General features: G+C 72.1%; 17 protein-coding genes. 2 read left to right on the plus strand and 15 right to left on the minus strand.

Annotated elements, in window-relative coordinates; genetic code table 11:
• Positions 1 to 8: 8 nt before the first annotated feature.
• From ITJ64_RS11400 to ITJ64_RS11410, 3 genes are all read right to left on the minus strand, one after another.
• Positions 9 to 284 carry a hypothetical protein gene (locus ITJ64_RS11400; protein ID WP_194680931.1) on the minus strand — a complete coding sequence of 92 codons (276 nt, stop codon included), beginning with the start codon at positions 282 to 284 and terminating at the stop codon, positions 9 to 11.
• Positions 285 to 434: 150 nt separating this feature from the next.
• A complete protein-coding gene (locus ITJ64_RS11405; RefSeq protein WP_194680932.1) occupies positions 435 to 1,751 on the minus strand; it encodes a cell wall-binding repeat-containing protein in 1,317 nt (438 codons plus the stop codon).
• 136 nt (positions 1,752 to 1,887) lie between these two features.
• Positions 1,888 to 4,548, minus strand: coding sequence for an ATP-dependent Clp protease ATP-binding subunit (locus tag ITJ64_RS11410; RefSeq protein WP_194680933.1), 2,661 nt, complete (start codon positions 4,546 to 4,548; stop codon positions 1,888 to 1,890).
• Positions 4,549 to 4,709: 161 nt separating this feature from the next.
• Here ITJ64_RS11410 and ITJ64_RS11415 point away from each other — a divergent pair, with 161 nt between their 5' ends.
• The gene (locus ITJ64_RS11415) at positions 4,710 to 4,928 is read left to right on the plus strand and encodes a hypothetical protein (RefSeq protein WP_194680934.1); all 219 of its coding nucleotides are present in this window, start codon (positions 4,710 to 4,712) and stop codon (positions 4,926 to 4,928) included.
• A 30-nt stretch (positions 4,929 to 4,958) separates the two neighbouring features.
• Here the strand turns inward: ITJ64_RS11415 and ITJ64_RS11420 are convergent, their stop codons facing one another.
• The 4 genes from ITJ64_RS11420 to ITJ64_RS11435 form a co-directional block, all read right to left on the minus strand.
• A complete protein-coding gene (locus ITJ64_RS11420; RefSeq protein ID WP_194680935.1) occupies positions 4,959 to 6,179 on the minus strand; it encodes an EAL domain-containing protein in 1,221 nt (406 codons plus the stop codon).
• An 88-nt stretch (positions 6,180 to 6,267) separates the two neighbouring features.
• On the minus strand, positions 6,268 to 7,983 hold the full coding sequence (locus ITJ64_RS11425) for a long-chain-fatty-acid--CoA ligase (protein ID WP_194680936.1): 1,716 nt from the start codon (positions 7,981 to 7,983) through the stop codon (positions 6,268 to 6,270).
• Positions 7,980 to 8,399 carry a helix-turn-helix transcriptional regulator gene (locus ITJ64_RS11430; RefSeq protein ID WP_194680937.1) on the minus strand — a complete coding sequence of 140 codons (420 nt, stop codon included), beginning with the start codon at positions 8,397 to 8,399 and terminating at the stop codon, positions 7,980 to 7,982. The genes ITJ64_RS11425 and ITJ64_RS11430 overlap by 4 nt, the downstream gene beginning before the upstream one ends.
• Positions 8,400 to 8,501: 102 nt before the next feature.
• Positions 8,502 to 9,740, minus strand: a complete 1,239-nt coding sequence (locus tag ITJ64_RS11435) for a hypothetical protein (RefSeq protein ID WP_194680938.1) — start codon at positions 9,738 to 9,740, stop codon at positions 8,502 to 8,504.
• Between the two features lie 235 nt (positions 9,741 to 9,975).
• On the opposite strand from ITJ64_RS11435, the gene ITJ64_RS11440 reads away from it, so the two are divergent.
• Entirely contained in the window at positions 9,976 to 10,905 is a 930-nt protein-coding gene (locus ITJ64_RS11440) for a ferritin-like domain-containing protein (RefSeq protein ID WP_173180551.1), read from the plus strand.
• A gap of 81 nt (positions 10,906 to 10,986) precedes the next feature.
• On the opposite strand, the gene ITJ64_RS11445 is transcribed toward ITJ64_RS11440, so the two are convergent.
• The 8 genes from ITJ64_RS11445 to ITJ64_RS11480 form a co-directional block, all read right to left on the minus strand.
• Positions 10,987 to 11,769, minus strand: a complete 783-nt coding sequence (locus ITJ64_RS11445; protein WP_370545162.1) for a glucose 1-dehydrogenase — start codon at positions 11,767 to 11,769, stop codon at positions 10,987 to 10,989.
• 61 nt (positions 11,770 to 11,830) lie between these two features.
• Positions 11,831 to 13,231: an FtsX-like permease family protein gene (locus tag ITJ64_RS11450; RefSeq protein ID WP_194680939.1), complete on the minus strand. Its 1,401-nt coding sequence runs from the start codon at positions 13,229 to 13,231 to the stop codon at positions 11,831 to 11,833.
• Positions 13,228 to 13,974, minus strand: coding sequence for an ABC transporter ATP-binding protein (locus ITJ64_RS11455; protein ID WP_194680940.1), 747 nt, complete (start codon positions 13,972 to 13,974; stop codon positions 13,228 to 13,230). The genes ITJ64_RS11450 and ITJ64_RS11455 overlap by 4 nt, the downstream gene beginning before the upstream one ends.
• Positions 13,975 to 14,164: 190 nt before the next feature.
• A complete protein-coding gene (locus ITJ64_RS11460) occupies positions 14,165 to 14,704 on the minus strand; it encodes an AAA family ATPase (RefSeq protein WP_370545163.1) in 540 nt (179 codons plus the stop codon).
• A 26-nt stretch (positions 14,705 to 14,730) separates the two neighbouring features.
• Positions 14,731 to 16,134, minus strand: a complete 1,404-nt coding sequence (locus ITJ64_RS11465; RefSeq protein WP_194680941.1) for an FAD-dependent oxidoreductase — start codon at positions 16,132 to 16,134, stop codon at positions 14,731 to 14,733.
• Complete coding sequence (locus ITJ64_RS11470; RefSeq protein ID WP_194680942.1) at positions 16,131 to 16,859, minus strand: isochorismatase family protein; 729 nt, start codon at positions 16,857 to 16,859, stop codon at positions 16,131 to 16,133. The genes ITJ64_RS11465 and ITJ64_RS11470 overlap by 4 nt, the downstream gene beginning before the upstream one ends.
• Complete coding sequence (locus ITJ64_RS11475) at positions 16,856 to 18,283, minus strand: dihydroorotase family protein (RefSeq protein ID WP_194680943.1); 1,428 nt, start codon at positions 18,281 to 18,283, stop codon at positions 16,856 to 16,858. Before ITJ64_RS11475 ends, ITJ64_RS11470 begins: the two co-directional genes overlap by 4 nt.
• Positions 18,276 to 19,052 (minus strand): GntR family transcriptional regulator, encoded by a 777-nt coding sequence (locus ITJ64_RS11480; protein WP_194680944.1) that lies wholly within the window; start codon positions 19,050 to 19,052, stop codon positions 18,276 to 18,278. Before ITJ64_RS11480 ends, ITJ64_RS11475 begins: the two co-directional genes overlap by 8 nt.
• Between the last annotated feature and the right edge of the window lie 2 nt (positions 19,053 to 19,054).

Consider the following 19,054-nt stretch of genomic DNA (forward strand, 5'->3'; position numbering starts at 1 on the left):
GCGGGCGACTAGCGGGGGAGGGTCGGGGGTGTGAGGCCGAGGTGCGCGAGGTCGGCGGGCGAGAAGTCGGCGGCCAGGGCGGCGGCGTAGGCGCGGCGGTGGGCGGCGCGGGCGTCGAGGTAGTCCTGCTCGGCGTCGGCGCGGTCGTTCGACGCTGTGGTGAGCACGCGGATGGCCTCCGCGCGGGCGAGTCGCGCCCGCTCGGACGGCGGCTGCGGCGCAGCCGTGTCGAAGGCTCGGGCCTCGCCGATCATCCGGTCGGGGTCGAGGTGCAGCATGCTCATGCGCAGATCCTAGGGTCGAGGGCCCTCCACCGCGGGGAGGCGCCCGGTGCGTCCGCCCGGCGGCGAGCAGAAGGTCGGATGGTGAGGGTCGTGCGGGGTGCCGGGGTGCGGCCGGCGCGGGGGAGGCGCCGGCCGCACGTCTGTCGGGCGTCAGCCCAGGTGCGACTGCAGCGCCGTGAAGGTCGCCGCCGAGACGGCCTGCTCGCCGCCGAGCACGACGATGCGCGTCGGGTTCAGCCGGTCGAGCTCGGTCGCGGTGGCGGCCGGGAGGCCGTCACGCGTCACCAGCAGCACCGGGGCGTGGCCGTCGATGGCCGCCGCCGACCCGGAGAGCGCGTCGGGGAACTTCTCACCCGAGGCGATGTACACCGTGTGGGTGTCGGTCGTCGAGAACGCGTCGGCCGAGACGGCCGAGGCCACCACGAAGCGGTCGGTGCCGCCGATGCGCGTCACGGGCTTGATGGCCTGAAGCGCCGTCTTCGTGGTCTCGGAGACCGCGTTCGGGCCGCCCAGCAGCACGATCTTCGCCGGGTTCAGCCGGCGCAGCTCGTCGGCGACAGCGGTCGGAACGCCGTCCTTCCGCACCAGCAGCACGGGCCCACCCTTGACGCCGGCGGCCGCCGAGCCCGCGAGGGCGTCGGGGAAGTCCTCGCCCGAGGCCACGTAGGCGACGGGGCGGTCGATCCCGAAGGTCTTCTCCGAGATCTCGGCCGAGACCACGAAGCGGTCGGCCCCGCCGATGCGCTCGACGACGTCGCTGTAGGTGCCGAGCGCCGTCTCGACGGCCTTCGTGATGGCCTGCTCGCCGCCCACGACGACGATGCGCTGCGGCATCAGCCGGCGCAGCTCGGTGTCGACCTCGCTGGAGATCGCGTCTTTCCGCAACAGCAGCACGGGGCCGCCGTCGGCTCCCGCCGCGGCCGACGCCGACAGCGCGTCGGGGAAGGTCTCGCCCGAGGCGATGTAGGCCGTACCGACCTCCGGCTCGAACGTCTTCTGCGAGATGGCCGCCGACACGACGAAGCGGTCGGCGCCCCCGATGCGATCCATCGTCGGATCGACCTTCAGCGAGACCTTCACCTCAGCCGAGAGGCACGGCAGGGTGTCGGCGATCTTGATGCAGTAGGTGAAGCTGTCGGCGCCGATGAAGCCGGCCGCGGGCAGGTAGGTGAAGCTCCCGTCGAGCTCGACGTCGAGCGTGCCGTGGCCGGGGTCGGTGGCCGGGGCGACGAACTGGCCGGCCCCCAGGTTGAGGTCGTTGGCCAGGAGACCCTGCCCCGCCCCCACGCGGAACAGCACACCGGACCCCACCGTGTAGGTATCGGCCGTCGCCGTCGGCGGCACGTCCTCGGCGTGCGCCGCGGTCGGCACGAGCACCGCGCCCGCCGCCACCGCCAGAATGCCGAGCGTCGAGGCGGCGCGTCGCGCCCGCCGGCCGGACGGCCTGTTCGTCGTAGAGATCGTCATGATCACCCTCCTGAGTGTGAGTTTTGCTCAGGCTAGTGTGACATATCCTCGGGGACCCGTCAGCCCCCTGTGGAGAACCGGGAACGACGAAGGGCCGGGAACCGAAGTCCCCGGCCCGAAGCCGATCACAGAGGCCTTACGCCGCGAACGCGAATCCCGCGTCCGTGGCCGACGAGGCAGCCGCAGCCGGCACGGAAGCCCGCACCGCCAGCTCGCCGTCCACCGCATCCACGGTCACGGCCCCGCCGTCGTTCAGCGACCCGTCCACCAGCAGCTCGGCGATCGCGTCGTCGACCTTCCGCTGGATCAGCCGACGCAGCGGCCGGGCGCCGTACTCGGGCTCGTACCCGTTGGTCGCGAGCCACGCGACGGCCGAAGGGGTCACCGTCAGCGAGATCGACAGCGCCGACAGCCGAGCCCGGGTGGACTCCAGCAGCAGCGACACGATCTGCTCCAGCTGAGCCTTCTCGAGCTTGCGGAACAGCACGATCTCGTCGATCCGGTTGAGGAACTCCGGCCGCATCGCCTCGCGCAGCTTGCCCATCACGCGGTCACGCAGCGCCTTGTCCGACCCGAAGCCGTTGCCGGCAGAACCGTCCGGAGAGGCCGCCACGAACCCCATGGCCCCCGACCGCGAGGCCAGGAACTCCGAACCCAGGTTCGAGGTCATGATCACCACGGTGTTCCGGAAGTCCACGGTGCGCCCCTGACCGTCGGTCAGCCGCCCGTCGTCCAGCACCTGCAGCAGCAGGTTGAACACGTCGGGGTGGGCCTTCTCGATCTCGTCGAACAGCACCACCGAGTACGGGTTCCGGCGCATGCGCTCGGTCAGCTGACCGGCCTCGTCGTAGCCCACGTATCCGGGAGGGGCACCGACCAGGCGCGACACGGTGTGCCGCTCGCCGAACTCCGACATGTCGAAGCGCAGCATCGCCTCCGGCGAGCCGAACAGCGACGACGCGAGCGTCTTCGCCAGCTCGGTCTTGCCGACACCGGTCGGGCCGAGGAAGAGGAACGAGCCGATCGGCCGGTTCGCGTCGCCCATGCCCGTGCGGTTGCGGCGCACGGCCTTGGCGACCACGGTCACGGCGTCGTCCTGTCCGATCACGTGCTCGTGCAGCTCGCCCTCGAGGGCGGCCAGACGGGCGCGGTCGACGTCACCGAGACGCGAGACCGGGATGCCCGTCGCACGCGAGATCACCGCGGCGATCTCCGCCTCGTCGACCACCGCATCCGACTCGACGCCGCGCGACGCCGCGAAGGAGGCCTGCTCGGCCGCCACCCGCCGGTTCACCGACGAGGCCTCGGCCAGCTGGTGCTGGATGTCCTCGATCTCGTCGCGGATCCGCGACGCCTCCTCGTAGTGCTCGAGCGACACCGCCGAGTTCTTGGCGGCCTCGAGCGCGGCCAGGTCGGCCATCAGCGCGGCGGTGTCGACCACCGACGCCACCTTGCCGAGCGACAGCCTGAGCCGCGCGCCGGCCTGGTCGATCAGGTCGATCGCCTTGTCGGGCAGGAAGCGGTCGCTGACGTAACGGGCCGAGAGCTCCACCGCGGCCGAGAGGGCCGCGTCGGTGTACGAGACACCGTGGTGCTCCTCGTAGGCGGGCCGCAGTCCGTGCAGGATCTGCACGGCGTCGGCCTCGGAGGGCTCGCCGACCGTCACGGGCGAGAAGCGGCGCTCCAGCGCCGGGTCCTTCTCGATCGCGCGGTACTCCTTGAGTGTGGTGGCGCCCAGCAGGTGCAGGTCGCCACGGGCCAGGCGGGGCTTCAGGATGTTCCCCGCGTCCATCCCGCCTTCGCCCGAGACACCCGCACCGACCACGGTGTGCAGCTCGTCGATGAAGACGATCAGCTCGTCCTTGTGGGCCGAGATCTCGTCCATCAGGGAGGTCAGGCGCTCCTCGAAGTCGCCGCGGAACTTGGTTCCGGCGAGCATCGCGGGCAGGTCGAGCGAGACCACGCGCTTGTCGCGCAGCTGCTCGGGCACGCCGCCGTCGACGATCGCCTGGGCGATGCCGTCGACGATCGCGGTCTTGCCGACGCCGGCCTCACCGACGAGCACCGGGTTGTTCTTGGTGCGGCGCGAGAGGATCTCGATGGTCTGCTCGATCTCGTCGAGCCGTCCGATCACGGGGTCGAGCGAACCCTCGCGGGCGAGCTCGGTCAGGTCGGTGCCGAACTTGTCCAGGGTCGGGGTCTCGGATGCGCGGCTCTCGCCGTCCGCTCCGGCCTCGCCCCGGGCATCCGTCGCCGCGGCACCCGTGGCGCCGAGGTTCTGACGCATGCCCTCCTGGAGGGCGTCGGGGGTGACGCCCGCCTGGGCCAGCACCTGGCCGGCGGGGGAGTCCTGGTTGATCACGAGCGCGAAGAAGAGGTGCTCGGGGTCGATGTAGGTCGAGCCGGACGCGCGGGCCACCTGGTAGGCGTGGAACAACGCGCGCTGGGCGGACTGGGTGAGCGCGGGCGCGGTCACGCGGTCGCTGCTCGCGGCGGGGAGACGGAGCTCGGCGGCGCGGGCGATGGCCGCGGGGTCGGCTCCGACGTTGCGGATGGCCTCGGCGGCGGGCTGCTGCGGCGCGATCGTGCGCAGGATGTGCAGCGCGTCGAGCTCGCGGTGGCCGTGCTCGACGGCGTAGCTGCCGGCTTCGGCGAGCAGCTCCTGCGTGCGGCGGCTGATCAGCTTGCTGAGGTCGATGGAGCGACCGGCGCGGGCGGCGCGCTCGCCCTCGAGGTAACGGGCGAGGAACTCGTCGAACGAGCCGGCGCCCTCTTGGGGAGTGAAGTTCTCGGGCACGAAACCTCCTGGTTTGAAACTTGAGTGCCTTACGCTCAAGTTCAACGCTGGAGGGGCCCGGTTATTCCCGGAGGCCTCCACGGGCTTCGTTGCGGCCGCGGATCCGCTTTAATAGCGGCGATGACACCGCCGAGGGGGCGGTTCGACGGAGGGGGACCACCATGAGCAACACCGACGGCCTGCAGACCATGCCCGTGGCGACGAAGCGGAGCATCGCCGTGACGCTGATCGTGCTCGGCATCGTCTTCCTCGCGGGCGGCATCGCGTGGGATCTGAACGGGGGCCCGGCCTTCATCCACGCCTTCACCTGGGTCGGCGGCGCGGTCTTCGCGTGGGGCGTGGTGACGCTCGTCACGACCCGGCGCTCGCCGCTGCAGTAAAGGCGCCCCCCGCTGCAGGAGAGAGGAGCGCTAGCCGCTCGTCAGCAGCGCCCGCGCCGCCTGCGTCACGAGGTCGCGATCGGTCGTCAGCACGAAGTCGTAGTCGCTGCCCGGATGCCCGGACGGGTCGACCTCGCGCGCGGTCAGCGCGGCGGCATGGTCGGCGGTGAGCACGATCACGTCCCACTCCGCGGCGAGGCGGTCGCCGTCGGCGATCACCCTGCTGTGCGCCGGATCCGGCAGCCGCGCCGGCTCACCCACTGTGAACACCGTGAGCAGGCACCCGCGGTCGACGAGCCACTCGTAGCGCTTCCGGGTCGCGGGGGTGACGTTCGCCTCGCGCTGGAAGGTCGCGAGCAGCACCGCGGTGTCGCCGCCGGCCGCGGCCCGTTCCTCGAGGAAGCGGCTGACCTGCAGCAGCAGCCCCCGGTCGGCGCGGCGCGGCTCGATCACGGCGGCGGCCAGCTCGAACGGGGTGGCCGTGCGGTCGATGCGGGCCGATGCCGCCGCCGACCGGGACACCTGCGCCCGCCAGCCGTCGCGCTCCTCGCGACTGGTGGCGACGGGGGAGGCTTCCTCGGCGGGGCCGGGCCGGCCGTAGTGCCAGCCCTGCCCGAGGGTGGCGCCGAGCGCCCGTGCCATCACCTCGTGCCGCTCGGTCTCGATGCCCTCGGCCAGCACGAGGGCCTCGCTGCGGCCGGCGTAGTCGGCGATCGCGGTCATGATCCGGGCCGCGTGCCGGTCGGGCCGCTCCCGGATCAGCCCCATGTCGAGCTTGATCACGTCGGGCGCGATCAGCGGCAGCAGCGCGAGGGTGGCGGGCTCGGCCCCGAGGTCGTCGACGGCGATCGCGTGGCCGAGCTCGCGCAGTCGACGGATGGCGCCGAGCAGCCGCCCGGTGTCCTGCCCGAGCGCGCGCTCGGTGATCTCGATGGTCACCGGCAGCCCGTGGCGCAGGGCGGCGGGCAGCTCCTGCCGCCAGAGCGTCGGCGGCTCGACGTTCAGGAACAGCTCGTGCGCCGCGCGTCCGCCGAGCGACCCGGCGGCGTCGACGGCGCGGTCGAGGCAGTCGGCGTCGACCCGCTCGATCCGCCCGCTGGCGTACGCCTCCGAGAACGCGAGGTCGGGCGCGACCATCCCGTCACCGTCGGCGAACCGCGACAGCGCCTCGTGGGCGACGACCCGCCCCGACGAGATCTCGACGATGGGCTGGAACGCCGTCCCGACGATGTCGATGCCCGCGGAAACCATCTCCCCAGTATCTTCACCGCCGACGATGCGATCCAATCGGCGCCGGGGCCTTGACGGGGCTGGTTCGCATCCCGGCTTTCCCGCGCGGCTACAGCGACGCGATCAGCGTCTCCCGCACCTCGCGCCGCAGCACCTTGCCGATCAGCGACCGCGGCAGGTCGTCGACCGCCACGATCCGCCGCGGCACCTTGTACGCCGCGAGCCGCGTGCGGCAGTAGTCGCGCAGCCCCTCCACGTCGAGCGTCGCGCCGGCGCGCAGCACGACGGCCGCGGCCACCTCCTCGCCGCCGTTCGCCCTCGGCAGGGCGACCACGGCGGCGCTCTCGACATCCGGATGCGAGCCCAGCGCGTCCTCGACCTCCGTCGGCGAGACGTTGAAGCCGCCCGTGATGATGAGCTCCTTCAGCCGATCGACGATGGTCACGAAGCCGTCGGCTGAGACGGAGGCGATGTCGCCCGAGCGCAGCCAGCCGCCCGAGAGCAGCGTCGTGGCGGTGTCGCCCGGCCGCCCCCAGTATCCCTGGAACACCTGCGGCCCGCGGATCAGCAGCTCCCCGGCCTCGCCGAACGGCAGGTCCTCGAGCGTCGCCGGGTCGATTACGCGGATCTCGGTCGACGGGAACGGCACCCCCACGGTGCCGGGCCGGCGGGAGGGGCCGATCGGGTTGCCGAGCGCCACGGGGGAGGTCTCGGTCATCCCGTAGCCCTCGACCAGCAGGCCGCCCGTGGCCTCCTCCCAGCGCGTCACCGTGGCGACCGGCAGGCTCATCGCCCCGGAGATCGCGAAGCGCACGCTCGACAGGTCGATCGTTCCGCGCGAGGCCGCCCGCGCGAGCTGGTCGTAGATGGGCGGAACCGCCGGGAGGAAGGTCGGGGGCGAGGTTCGCGCAGCATCCGTCAACAGACCGAGGTCGAACTTCGGGAACAGCACGAGCTTGGCGCCGATGCTCATCGCGAAGGTGAGGCAGAGCGTCATGCCGTAGGCGTGGAAGAGGGGGAGCACGCCGTAGAACGTCTCCTCCCCGTCGAGGAGGCCGGGCACCCAGGCGCGGCCCTGGGCGGCGTTCGCGCGCAGGTTCGCGTGGGTGAGGATGGCGCCCTTCGGCGTGCCGGTCGTTCCGCTCGTGTACTGCAGCAGCGCGATGTCGTCGAGCGCGGGGCCCGGCACCCGACGCGACACGCGACGGTGGTCGAGCAGCTTCGCCCAGGTGAGCGGATGCGCGGCCCGCGGCGTCGCGGTCAGCTGCGCCCGAGACTCCCGCGCCTTCTTCACGGGTAGCTTGAGCGCGAGCCGCTTGCCGAACGGCAGCGCCTCGGTGATGTCGACGCCGACGATGCGGTCGAGCTTCAGGTCGTCGGGGAAGCCGGCGACGATGTCGAAGGTCTTGTCCCAGACGATGGCGACGCGGGCGCCGTGGTCCTCGAACTGGTGCCGCAGCTCGCGCGCCGTGTAGAGCGGATTGTGCTCGATCACGATGGCGCCGAGGCGCAGGGCCGCGTAGAAGGCGACGACGTGCTGCGGGCAGTTCGGCAGCACGATCGCGACGCGGTCGCCCTTCTTCACGCCGAGCTTCCGCAGGCCCTCGGCGGCGCGCTCGATCTGCTCGCCGAGCTCGCGGTAGCTCGTGACGGCGCCGAAGAACTCCAGCGCGGGCTTCCGGCCGTAGCGCGCGACGCTCGCCTCGATCATCTGCGGCAGCGTCTGGGCGGGCGCCTCGATCTCGTCGGGCACCCCGTCGGCGTAGGCCGCCAGCCAGGGGCGGTTCTCGTAGGGGTTCGGGCGGGGCGTGGCCGTCTCGGTCATGACTCCATCCTGGCCTCGTCGGCTGGGGCGATGCTCGATGCGATCGGGTGGGCGACGGTTTCGGTGCCCCGTCCGCGCAGGGTGTCGGCCGGGTAGCGTCCGTAGCGGCCGAGGTAGAGGGCGGCGAAGCGCGACGGATGCGCGAAGTGCCAGCGCCGGGCGATCTCGTTCACCGTGATGCGCCGGCCCGGGTCGCGCACCGCCGCCTCGGCGACGAGCTCGTCGTGCGCCCGGGTCAGCCGCACCCCGCGGAGGTAACCGAGCGGCGTGGTGTTGAGCCGCTTCTTGAAGGCGTGCTGGAGTCCGCGTTCGGAGAGATGGGCCGCCGCCGCGATCTGCGCCAGGCCGATCGGTTCCCGGGCCTCGGCGCGCATGAACTGGCACGCCATCAGCACGGGGTCGGTGGGGTGGACCATGCCTTCCATTCGGAGCCGACCCGGCCCGCGAGGGGTGGACAGCCGTTAAACGACACGGGCCCGGAAGCAGCTGCTCCCGGGCCCGTGGATCGTGCGGTGTGACTACGCCTTGACGCGGCGGCGGCGCACCAGCACGGCGGCCCCGACACCGAGGGCGAGCAGCACACCGGCGGCACCCAGGCCGCTGACGGGCTCGAAGCCGGTGTTGGCGAGCGAGCCGCTGCCGGTGCCACCGGGGACGGGCACCGGGGTGGCCGGCGTCGTCGGGGTGACCGGGTCGGCGACGACCTCGAACGTGGCGGAGACGGTGCGCTCGCTGCGCACGCCGGTGAGCGTCACCGTGTACGCGCCGACCGGACCCGAGGCGATCACGACGGTGCCGGTGTAGCTGCCGTCCTCGTCGTCGGCGAAGACGAGCGGGGCGTCCTCGGCGAACGGCAGGGCCGAACCGTCGGGCAGGGTGACGGCGACGGTGAGCTGCTCGTTCGGGCTGAAGCCCGCGGCGGTCAGCGCGATGCCCGTCGAGCCTGCGGCGGTGACGGTGGTCGAGGCCGGGTCGACACTCAGCGCGAGCGGGATGAGCGGCACGGGAGCGTCGGCGAAGGTGAAGAACACGCCGATCGGGGTGATGCCGGGGATGGGGTCGCCGTTCGCGTCGTAGTTGTAGACGTCGGCGCCGGTGCCGAGTGAGCCCGGCTCGAGGCGGCTGAAGTCGGTGGCGACCGAGTAGGTGCCGTCCTCGCCGACGGTGGCGACGCCGGCCTCGGCGGTCGAGCCCGAGCGGGCGCCGTAGAGCACCACGACGGTGGTGCCGGGGCTCGCGGTTCCGGTGAACGCGGGGGTCGGGGTGTCGACGACGTCACCGACGGCGGGGGAGACGACCGTGAACGGGTCGGCCGGGTTCGGGGCGACCGCGAGATCGAAGGTCAGCGGGACGCTGACGACGACCTCGTCCTCGGGGGTGAGCTCGGAGACCGTCGCGACGACGGTGGTCTGGGCGAGGCCGAGCTGGTCGAAGTTGCCGTAGACCGACCAGGTGCCGTCGTCCTCGCCCGTGCCCTCGGTGAAGACCGCGGGCTGCAGCGAGCCGTCTCCGCTGACGTACTGCACGTCGACGTGGTTGCCGGGGGTGAGCCCGGTGCCGTCGAGCTGGGCGACGTTCGGGAAGGCCTCGGGCACGTCCTGCTGACCCGGCGTCGGGCTGGTGACCGCGAAGGTGTCGGCGGCCGCGTTCGCCGCGGTGGCCGTGCCGAGCAGTGGCAGCGCCAGCACGGCGAGGCCGGCGCCGAGCGCGGCCCAGCGGGCGCCGGGACGGCGCCGGGACGGAGGTGTGGTGTGCATCGGTGCTCCAACTCTCAAAGGTGACCCGCCGGGATCGTCCGTCCGAGAGCGCGTGAGCGCGTCCGGTGGTGCCTGCGGTGAGCCCACGGTATCCGCCCCACCGAGATGCCGTAAATGGGCTGAGAGCCCTCAAATTGTGATGTCGTCGTTATCTGGATATACCCAGCTTCGACCGCTGGCTTACTGTGGCGAGTGTTGCTGATCTGAGGCACGGACGACGATGGAGAGTTCGCACATGTTCGAGAAGAAGTTCCTGACCGAGGTCATCAACCGCAGCGCGGAGACCGAGTTCGACCGCCGCAAGCTGCTGGCCGCCGCCGGCATCGCCGGCGTGGGCGTGGGCGCCTCCGTGCTCCTGCCCGCCATGGGTGCCGGTGCCGTGGGCGCCGCCTCCGCCGCAGGAGTGAGCGACGGCTCGATCCTCAACTTCGCCCTCAACCTCGAGTACCTCGAGGCCGAGTTCTACCTGCGGGCGACGACCGGTGCGGGGCTCCCGAGCAGCATGATCTCGGGCAAGGGCACCCCCGGTGGCGTCACCGGCGGCAAGGCCGTGCCGTTCAAGACCGCGAAGATCAAGGCCTACGCCGAGGAGATCGCGGCCGACGAGAAGGCGCACGTCGCCTTCCTGCGCACCGCGCTCGGCTCGGCCGCGGTCGCCCGCCCGGCGATCAACATCAACGAGGCCTTCAGCGCCGCCGCCGCGGCGGCCGGGCTGATCCCGGCCGGCGGCACCTTCGACGTGTACGCCAGCGAGGAGAACTTCCTCCTCGGCGCCTTCGTCTTCGAGGACGTCGGAGTCACCGCCTACAAGGGCGCCGCCCCGCTGATCGCGAACAAGACCTACCTCGAGGCGGCCGCCGGCATCCTCTCGGTCGAGGCCTACCACGCGGGCATCGTGCGCAACGCGCTCTACAACCTCGACCTGCAGGACGCCGCGAACGCCATCTCGGACGCCCGCGACAGCCTCGACCAGGGCACCGACCTCGACCAGGGCATCACGGTCAACGGCAAGGCCAACCTGGTTCCGACCGACAAGAACGGCATCACCTTCAGCCGCACGCCGGCCCAGGTGCTGAACATCGTCTTCCTCAACCCGAAGGCCGTCACCTCCGGCGGCTTCTTCCCGGGCGGCGTGAACGGCGACATCACCACGAGCGGCAGCTAGCCCGCGACGGGTCCGACCGCTCGGCGTTGTGGGGACGCCGGGCGGTCGCCCGTGTGAGTCAGTACTTGTCGCCCGTGTGGGTCAGTACTTGTAGGACTGCCCGCCGTCGATCGGCACCACCGTCGCGTTCACGTACGAGGCGTCGTCGCTCAGCAGGAACGCCACGACCGACGCGATCTCGGGCGCCTCGCCGTAGCGCTTCGTCGGATTGGCCTGGATGAACTGCTCTGCCGCCCCGCGCGGGTTCTCGGGGTCGAGCTGCTTCATCGAGTTCTCGACCATGGGCGTCCAGATGGCGCCGGGCGCGATGGCGTTGATGCGGATGCCGAACTCCCCGTACTCCACGGCCGAGTTGCGGGTCAGCCCGACGACGCCGTGCTTGGCGGCGGCGTAGCCCGACTGGCTGCCGATGCCGCGGATGCCCCCGACGCTCGCCGTGTTGACCACCATGCCCGAGCCCTGCTCGCGCATCACCTTCAGCACCTTCTCGAGGCCGAGGAACACCCCGCGCAGGTTGATCGCGATCACGCGGTCGAACTCGGCGGCGGTGAAGTCCTCCGTGAGGTTCTGCTTCCCCTCGATGCCGGCGTTGTTGAAGAAGCCGTCGATGCGGCCGAAGGCCTCGAGGGTCGTGGCGACGTAGCGGTCGACGTCCTCCTCCTTCGACACGTCGGCGACGATCGTGACGACCTCCGCCTCGGGGCTCGCCTCCTTCACGGCGTCGACGGATGCGCCGAGCCCCGGCTCGGACACGTCGACGAGAGCGAGCTTCGCCCCCTCCGCGGCCAGGCGCACGGCGGCGGCGCGGCCGAGGCCCGACCCTCCGCCGGTGATGAGCACGACACGATCAGCGAACCGGTTCACGATGAGACCTCCTGCGTATATCCAACGTTTGTCGGTTATCACCCTACGCCCCCGTGCGGGCTCACGCGTCGCGGAGCGCCTCCGCGGGGTGCACGCGGGCCGCGCGGCGGCCGGGGAGCAGCGACGCCAGCACCGAGAACGCGACCGCCCCGCCCAGCACCGCCACCACGAACCACGGCGACAGCACCGGCCCGCTGAAGCCCTGCGACCCGAAGGTCGAGTTGGCCCCGACGAACCCGTAGAGCACGCCGAGCGCCAGCCCGAGCACCGCCCCGATGCCCGCGACGACGACGCTCTCGACGAGCACCATCCGCTGCGCCTGCCCCGAGGTCAACCCGACCGAGCGCAGCACCGCGATCTCGCGCTGACGCTGCAGCACCGAGAGCGACAGGTTGCTGCCGAGCCCGATCGCCGCGACGAGCACCGAGAACGCGGTGAGCACGTACACGACGACGAGCATCACCGTGATGAACTGCGCCACGGCCTCGAACTCGACCGCGTCGCCGAAGTAGGCACGGGTCTGCGCGAGGTACATCTCGCCGGCGACCGTGAACATGGTTACGAGCGTCACCCCGATCAGCACCGACACGATGGTGCGGGCCGTGCGCACGGCGTTCGCCCGCAGGTTCGCCCCGGCGAGCAGGTACTCGCCGCGCCCGCGCAGCAGCCGGGTGACGGCGGCCACGATCGGCGCCGTGAGCGCGGACGCCCCGAGGATCACCCCGACGATCGACAGCACCCCGCCCGGGAACGCGATCAGCAGCCCGAACGGCGACACCAGCCCCGCGATCAGGCCCAGCGCGAGAATGGCCCCGCCGACCACGAACAGCACCACGCCCGCGATGCCGCGCCCCCGCGCCACGGCGGCCGGCAGCTGCGTGCCGCCGCCATCGCTCCGGGCTCCTTCGGCGGGCGACACCCGCGCCACGACCTTCGCCCCGCTCGACGCGGCCAGCGCCGACACGGCTACGCACACCACGAGCGGCACGACGACGAGCTGCGGCGTCCACGCGAACTCCAGCCCGATGCCGAGCGAGGCGTTCAGGATGCCGATGGCCCCCAGAGAGATCAGGATGCCCGCGGCGATCCCCGCGACCGCACCGGCCAGCCCCACCGCGAGCCCGTCGATCCGCGAGGCCCGGCGCACCTGCGCCGAGGTGGCTCCGACGAGGCGGAGCAGCGCGATGTCCCGCCGCCGTCCGGCGTACACGGTCGCGAAGGTGCCGGAGATGACGATCGCGGCGGTCAGCACCGCGATACCGAGGAAGACGAGACCGACGGAGGTCAGCGCGGCACGCACGGGGGCGGCGTCGCCCATGTCGGTGGTCGCGAGCATCCGCACGAACACCTCGATGGTCTCGAGCAGCAGCACCGCGAAGGCGGCGACGACCGCGACGACGGCCACGCCCGCGGCGTAGCGACCGGCGGTCTCGCGCAGTTCGCGCAGGGCCCAGAGCCTCATTCGGTCACCCCGAGCATCCGCTCGCCGATCTGCTCGGCGGTACCGCCGGGGAAGTCGTCGACGATCAGGCCGTCGCTCATGCGGATCACCCGATCGGCGATGCTCGCCGCCCGCGAGTCATGGGTGATCAGCACGACGGTCTGGCCGTATTCGGTCGAGGCCGAGCGCAGCAGCCCGAGCACCTCGTCGCCCGAGGCGCTGTCGAGGGCGCCGGAGGGCTCGTCGGCGAAGATCACGGCGGGCCGAGTGGCGAGCGCGCGGGCGATGGCGACGCGCTGCTGCTGCCCGCCCGAGAGCTGGTGCGGTCGGTGCGTCAGCCGGTCGTTGAGGCCCAGGCGGCTGATCACGGCGGCGATCCAGAGCTCGTCGTCGGCGCCCGGCCGCCCTCCGGCGAGGAGGAACGGCAGGCGGATGTTCTCCTCCGCGCTCAGCGACGGCAGCAGGTTGAACGCCTGGAACACGAAGCCGAGCCGCTCGCGCCGCAGCAGGGTGAGCTGCTCGTCGCGCATGCCGGTGATCTCCTGGCCGGCCAGCCAGACCTGCCCGGTGGTCGGGGCGTCGAGCCCGGCGACGACCTGCAGCAGGGTCGACTTGCCCGATCCGCTCGGCCCCATCACGGCCGTGATCGAGCCGGCGCCGATCTCGAGGTCGATGCCCCGCAGGGCCTGCACGGGCGACTCGCCGCTGCCGAAGGTCTTGGTGATGCCGCGCGCGACGACGGCGCGCTCCTCGTTCGCTCTCATGCCCTCACGCTATTCAGCGGGTGTCGCGCGAGGGATCGGCCTGCGGGACCATCCTCGGGGCGCCCGTCATCCCGCGGTACGACCCCGCGTCCGCTCACTCGTCAGCTGGTGAGCGGATGCGCGCGATGACCTCCTGGCCTGCTCACCCGTCGAGCTGCGAGCGGATGCGCGGGGCGACCTGGTGACCTGCTCACCCGTCGAGCTGCGAGCGGATGCGCGCCACGACGTCCTCCGCGTCGACCACGACCCCGCCGCCGACCACGACCGGCCGCTCGTCGGCGCCGGGCGCCTCGAACCCGTCGAGATGCTCGGCGAGCACCCCGTCCTCCACATCGTGCCGCACCGGATCCGCGCGATTCGCCCGCACCCGCCGCTCGATCTCGTCCCGCGCCGTGTCGACGAAGACGAGCGCGAACACCGCGCCCGCCTCCCGCGCGAGCGCCCGCCATCCCTCCCGCAGGAAGCGCAGCGAGCTCGTGTCGTCGAGGACGACCGACCGGCGGGATGCCAGCAGCGCCACGACCTCGCCCCGCGCCACCTCGTGCGTGCGCTGCCACTCCTCGACGGGGATGACGTGCCCGCTGGGAAGCCCGCGCCGCTCGTTGATCGCGTCGAGGCTGACGACCTCGGCGCCCCAGCTCGCGGCGAGCGCGATGCCGAGCGTCGACTTCCCCGAGAAGCTGCGCCCGCACAGCACGATCAGCGTCGCCGTCCCCACTGCCTCACTCACGCGCACTCACCCCCTTGACCGTGTGATCAGTCTGCCCGAGTCGTTGCCCCCACGTGCCGACCGGCCGCGTAGCCCAGCCCGACGGCGGTCGAGAGCCCGTTGCCCGAGGCGTAGCCGCCGGCACCCTCGCGTCCCGAGATGCCGGCGGCGACCCCGCCTCCGGCGTACAGCCCGGGGATCGCCTCGCCCGCTCCGTCGAGCACGCGGGCGTCGCGGTCGACCGACACCCCGCCCTGCGTGTGGAACATCGCCGGGTGCGTGCGGCAGACGAAGTAGGGAGCCTGGAGGGCGCCGCCCGTGCCGAAGTCGGTGCGCCCGAACTCGTCGGCGGCCGTGCCGCTCGCTGCGGTGGCCGCCGCGTCGAGGGTCGCCCCGAGCGCGGACACGTCGCAGCCGATCAGGGCGGCGAGCTCGTCGAGGTCGGCGGCCCGCTGCACCCGGCCGAGGTCGATGATCTTCACGAACCGCGGCTCGTGGCGGGCGACGTAGTCGTGGATGCGCTCGTCCATGACGGCGAAGCTCTCGGGGGTCTGCGCCGCGATCACGCCGGCGAAGTCGGAGTAGCCCACCGACTCGTCGCCGAGGCGTCGCCCGTCGGGGCCGACGATCACGGCGCCCCGCTCGACCGTGGTCCAGGAGAGGATGTCGCCCTCGTCGGTCGCGACCGCCGCATAGGCCTGGTAGGCGGTGGCGTTCGCGAGCGGAGCGCCGAGCTGCTGCGCCCAGGCGATGCCCTCACCGGTCGAGCCGGCGGCACCGTGGTAGGGCGCGTCGGCCATGGCCGGGATGAGCTCGCGGAGCAGCGAGCGGTCGGCGCCGAATCCGTTCGAGGCGAGCACCACGGCGCCCGCGGTGATCGTGCGCGGGCCGTCGGGGGTCTCGGCGACGACCCCGGTGACGCGCCCGTCGGAGGTGGTGAGCGAGGTGACCGGCGTGCCCGTGACGATCGGCACGTGCGCGCGGGACACCGCCCGCACGAGATCGGCGGTGAGGTTCGCCCCGTTCCGGTCGGAGGGGGCGTGCAGGCGGGCCACCGAGTGCCCGACGTGCTTGTAGTCGGTGATGAGGTGCAGGCCGATGTCGTGGTCGTCGACCAGCCATTCGATCACCTCGGCCGAGGTCTCGGCCATCAGCTCGACGAGGTGCTCGGCGTCGTGCGGTCCGCTGGTGCGCAGCAGGTCCTCGACCATCCGGGCGGGGGAGTCCTCGATGCCCGCCTCGCGCTGGAACCGGGTGCCGGCGCCCGGCACCGATCCGGTGCTGAGCGTCGTGTTGCCGCCGGGGGAGTCGAGCTTCTCCAGAACCACCACCGAGCATCCGGCATCGCTCGCGGCGAGGGCAGCCACCAGCCCGCAGGCCCCGGCGCCCACCACGATGAGGTCGTACCGGTCGGCGAGCACGGCATCGGTGATCGAGGGCGCGGCGGTCATCGCGCGCCGTCCCCGGCACCGGCCGACTCGGCCGGCGCCACTCCCGACAGCAGCTCCACGACCTCACCGGTCGACGCCACGTCGGCGTACTTCTGCCCCATGTCGAACAGATTCACCTGGTGCACCGTCGCCGACCGGTCGTACACCGCGTCGTGCGGCACCAGCACCCGGAAGTTGTACGAGAAGCCGTCGACGACCGTGCCGCGCACGCATCCGCTCGTCGTCGCACCGGTCACCACGAGCGTGTCGATGCCCCGCTCGATCAGGAAGCTCAGCAGCGGCGTGCCGAAGAACGCGCTCGGGTGCCGCTTCGGCAGCAGGATCTCGCCCTCCTCCGGCGCGATCAGGTCGACGAACTCGTAGCCCTCGTCGGCGATGGTCATGATGCCGGGCACCTTCGCCCCGAGCCGCCCCTGGTCGAACGACTTCTTCGGAGCGACGTAAGGGTAGATGACGGGCCAGCCGTTCGCACGGAACAAGGGGAGCAGCCGGGCGACGTTCGCCAGCGCATCCCACCCCACGTCGCCGCAGCTGGTGGTGAAGTCCTGCTCGACCGACTCGAAGAAGGGCTTCGGGGTCATGCCGACGGTGCGGTACTGCGCGTCGATGATGAGCAGCGCGGGCTTCGACCCGATGCCGCTCGGCCGGCCGAAGCCGGCGGCCTCGTAGCGGCGCAGGTCGTCGTCGGTGATGACGTCGTTCCAGGGTGCGGTGCTGTCGGTCATCGGGCCCCTCCCACGGTGCTGATCGTGCTCTCGCCGGCCAGGGCGTCGAGGGCGCTGCGCCCGCTGAAGCGGCGGGGCACGTAGTCGCCCGTCACCTCGGTCAGTGCGCCGTCGCGCACGGTGAAGCGACCGGCGAGGATGGTGTGCTGGATGCTCACGCTCGAGGTCCAGCCCTCCCAGACGCTGTACTCGGCGCCCGAGTGCTGTGACGCCGCTGCCACCTCGAAGGGCTGCTCGGGGTCGACCACCACGAAGTCGGCGTCGTAGCCGACCCGCAGCAGGCCCTTGCGCTCGCCGAAGCCGAAGAGCTGCGCGGGCCGGGTTGCGGTCATGCTCACGACGGTCTCGAGCGGGACGCCCCGCCGCAGCGCCTCGGACAGGAACAGCGGGAACATCGTGCCGCTGCCCGGGAAGCCGGCCGACGCCGACCAGATGTCCTTGTCCTTCGCGCTGAAGTGGCGCGGCACGTGGTCGGAGCCGAGCACGTCGATCCGCCCGGCGGCGATCGCGTCCCACAGGGCCTCGTTGTCGGCGGCTGTGCGCAGCGGCGGGTTCACCTTGCCGCGGGACCCGATCGGCGACTCCTCGTTCAGCGTCAGGTAGTGCGGGCAGGTCTCGACGAAGAGGTTGCCGTAGTGGCTCTTCTGGCGCTCGATGGCGGCGAGCGACTCGGGGCTCGTGACGTGCACGGCGTAGGCGGATGCTCCGGTCACGCTGGCGAGGTAGCCGACGCGGCCCTCGGCCTCGGCCTCGACGTACGGCGGGCGGATCGCGTTCCAGCCGGGCAGCCCGGCGTCGGGCTCCTGCGGGGTGCGCTCGCGCAGGCGCCAGACGAGCTCGATGTTCTCGGCGTGCTGGGCGATCATCCCGCCGGCCTCGGCCGCCGCCTCGAGGGCGTCGAAGAGGAACGCGTCGTCGTTGCCCGGCAGGCCGAGGTAGGCGCCCTCCTGCCCGCGGAAGTTCGTGAACACCTTGTAGCTCGACACGCCCAGGTCGGCGGCGTACGAGGGGATGCTCGTCACCTGCTCCGGCGTGACGACGCAGAAGTGGAAGCCGAAGTCGGTGTGGGCGTTAGCCTGCATGACCTCGCGGGCACCGGGGAAGACCTCCTCGTACGGCTGCGGACTCATCAGGTAGGCGATCATCGTGGTGACGCCGCCGGCGGCGGCCGAGGCGGTCTCCTTCTCGGCGTCGTCGACGGTCTTGGGGGCCGAGATGTCCTGGCCGAGGTGCACGTGGGCGTCGACGACGCCGGGGAGCACCCACTTGCCGTCGACGTCGACGACCTCGGCGGCGTCGAGCGTGGTGCCGGGGGCGACGATCGCGGCGATGCGCCCGTCCTTCACGTAGAGGTCGGCGTCGGTCAGACCGATGCCGGGGAGCACGGCGCGGCCGCCGCGGAGGGAGAGATCGAAATCAGGCATGGTGCAGATCCTCAGAGGGTGTGGAGCGGTGGGTGGAGGTGAGGGGTTCGAGCCCGAGCACCGAGAGCGTGTTCGCCAGCGACGCCTGGAGGTGCTCCTCGAGCAGGCGGGTCGCATCGGCGGTTCGGCGGTCGCAGAGAGCGTCGAGGAACGCGAGGTGCTCGTCGTTCGCGTGCTCCCGCCGGGCCTGGGTGCGTTCGGTGTGGGTGAGGGCGAGGTACAGCCGGTGGTTGACCTTGAGCGCCGCGGCCGTGATGGCCGAGTTGCCCGAGAGGCTCACCATGCGCTGGTGGAAGTCGAGCTCGGCGACGTACGGTCCGGCGGTGCGCGGGACTTCTGCGCCCGGGTCGAGCGGGGGAGTCGGCGGGATGGTGGTGCCGGGAGTGCCCGGAGCATCCGTCTCGAGCAGCACCCGCAGGGCGGCCAGGCTCTCGTCGTCGGCGCGCTCGATGACGAGCCGCACCGCGTAGAGCTCGAGAGCGATGCGCAGCTCGTAGGCCTCGATGATCTCGCGCGGCTCGTACTTGCGCACGAAGGCGCCGCGGTGGCTCTTCAGCTGCAGCAGGCCCTCGCCGGCGAGCTTCTGGATCGCCTCGCGGAGGGGACCGCGACTGACGCCGAGCGAGTCGGCGATGGTCACCTCGTTGAGGCGCTCACCGGGGGCGAGGGTGCCGTCGAGCACCATGTCACGGAGGATGGCCTCGGTCTGGCGCGACACCGTTCCCCGGTGGATGGCGGCGCGGGCGTCGGATTCGGGCTGGGGGGTCACTG

Source organism: Herbiconiux sp. VKM Ac-1786 (assembly GCF_015350805.1).
Taxonomy (GTDB): Bacteria; Actinomycetota; Actinomycetes; order Actinomycetales; family Microbacteriaceae; genus Herbiconiux.

Coding starts and splice junctions, on each gene's coding strand:
- ITJ64_RS11400 (WP_194680931.1), bottom strand. CDS start 284: ATGAGCATGCTGCACCTCGACCCCGACCGGATGATCGGCGAGGCCCGA.
- ITJ64_RS11405 (WP_194680932.1), bottom strand. CDS start 1,751: ATGACGATCTCTACGACGAACAGGCCGTCCGGCCGGCGGGCGCGACGC.
- ITJ64_RS11415 (WP_194680934.1), top strand. CDS start 4,710: ATGAGCAACACCGACGGCCTGCAGACCATGCCCGTGGCGACGAAGCGG.
- ITJ64_RS11420 (WP_194680935.1), bottom strand. CDS start 6,179: ATGGTTTCCGCGGGCATCGACATCGTCGGGACGGCGTTCCAGCCCATC.
- ITJ64_RS11425 (WP_194680936.1), bottom strand. CDS start 7,983: ATGACCGAGACGGCCACGCCCCGCCCGAACCCCTACGAGAACCGCCCC.
- ITJ64_RS11430 (WP_194680937.1), bottom strand. CDS start 8,399: ATGGTCCACCCCACCGACCCCGTGCTGATGGCGTGCCAGTTCATGCGC.
- ITJ64_RS11435 (WP_194680938.1), bottom strand. CDS start 9,740: ATGCACACCACACCTCCGTCCCGGCGCCGTCCCGGCGCCCGCTGGGCC.
- ITJ64_RS11440 (WP_173180551.1), top strand. CDS start 9,976: ATGTTCGAGAAGAAGTTCCTGACCGAGGTCATCAACCGCAGCGCGGAG.
- ITJ64_RS11450 (WP_194680939.1), bottom strand. CDS start 13,231: ATGAGGCTCTGGGCCCTGCGCGAACTGCGCGAGACCGCCGGTCGCTAC.
- ITJ64_RS11455 (WP_194680940.1), bottom strand. CDS start 13,974: ATGAGAGCGAACGAGGAGCGCGCCGTCGTCGCGCGCGGCATCACCAAG.
- ITJ64_RS11465 (WP_194680941.1), bottom strand. CDS start 16,134: ATGACCGCCGCGCCCTCGATCACCGATGCCGTGCTCGCCGACCGGTAC.
- ITJ64_RS11470 (WP_194680942.1), bottom strand. CDS start 16,859: ATGACCGACAGCACCGCACCCTGGAACGACGTCATCACCGACGACGAC.
- ITJ64_RS11475 (WP_194680943.1), bottom strand. CDS start 18,283: ATGCCTGATTTCGATCTCTCCCTCCGCGGCGGCCGCGCCGTGCTCCCC.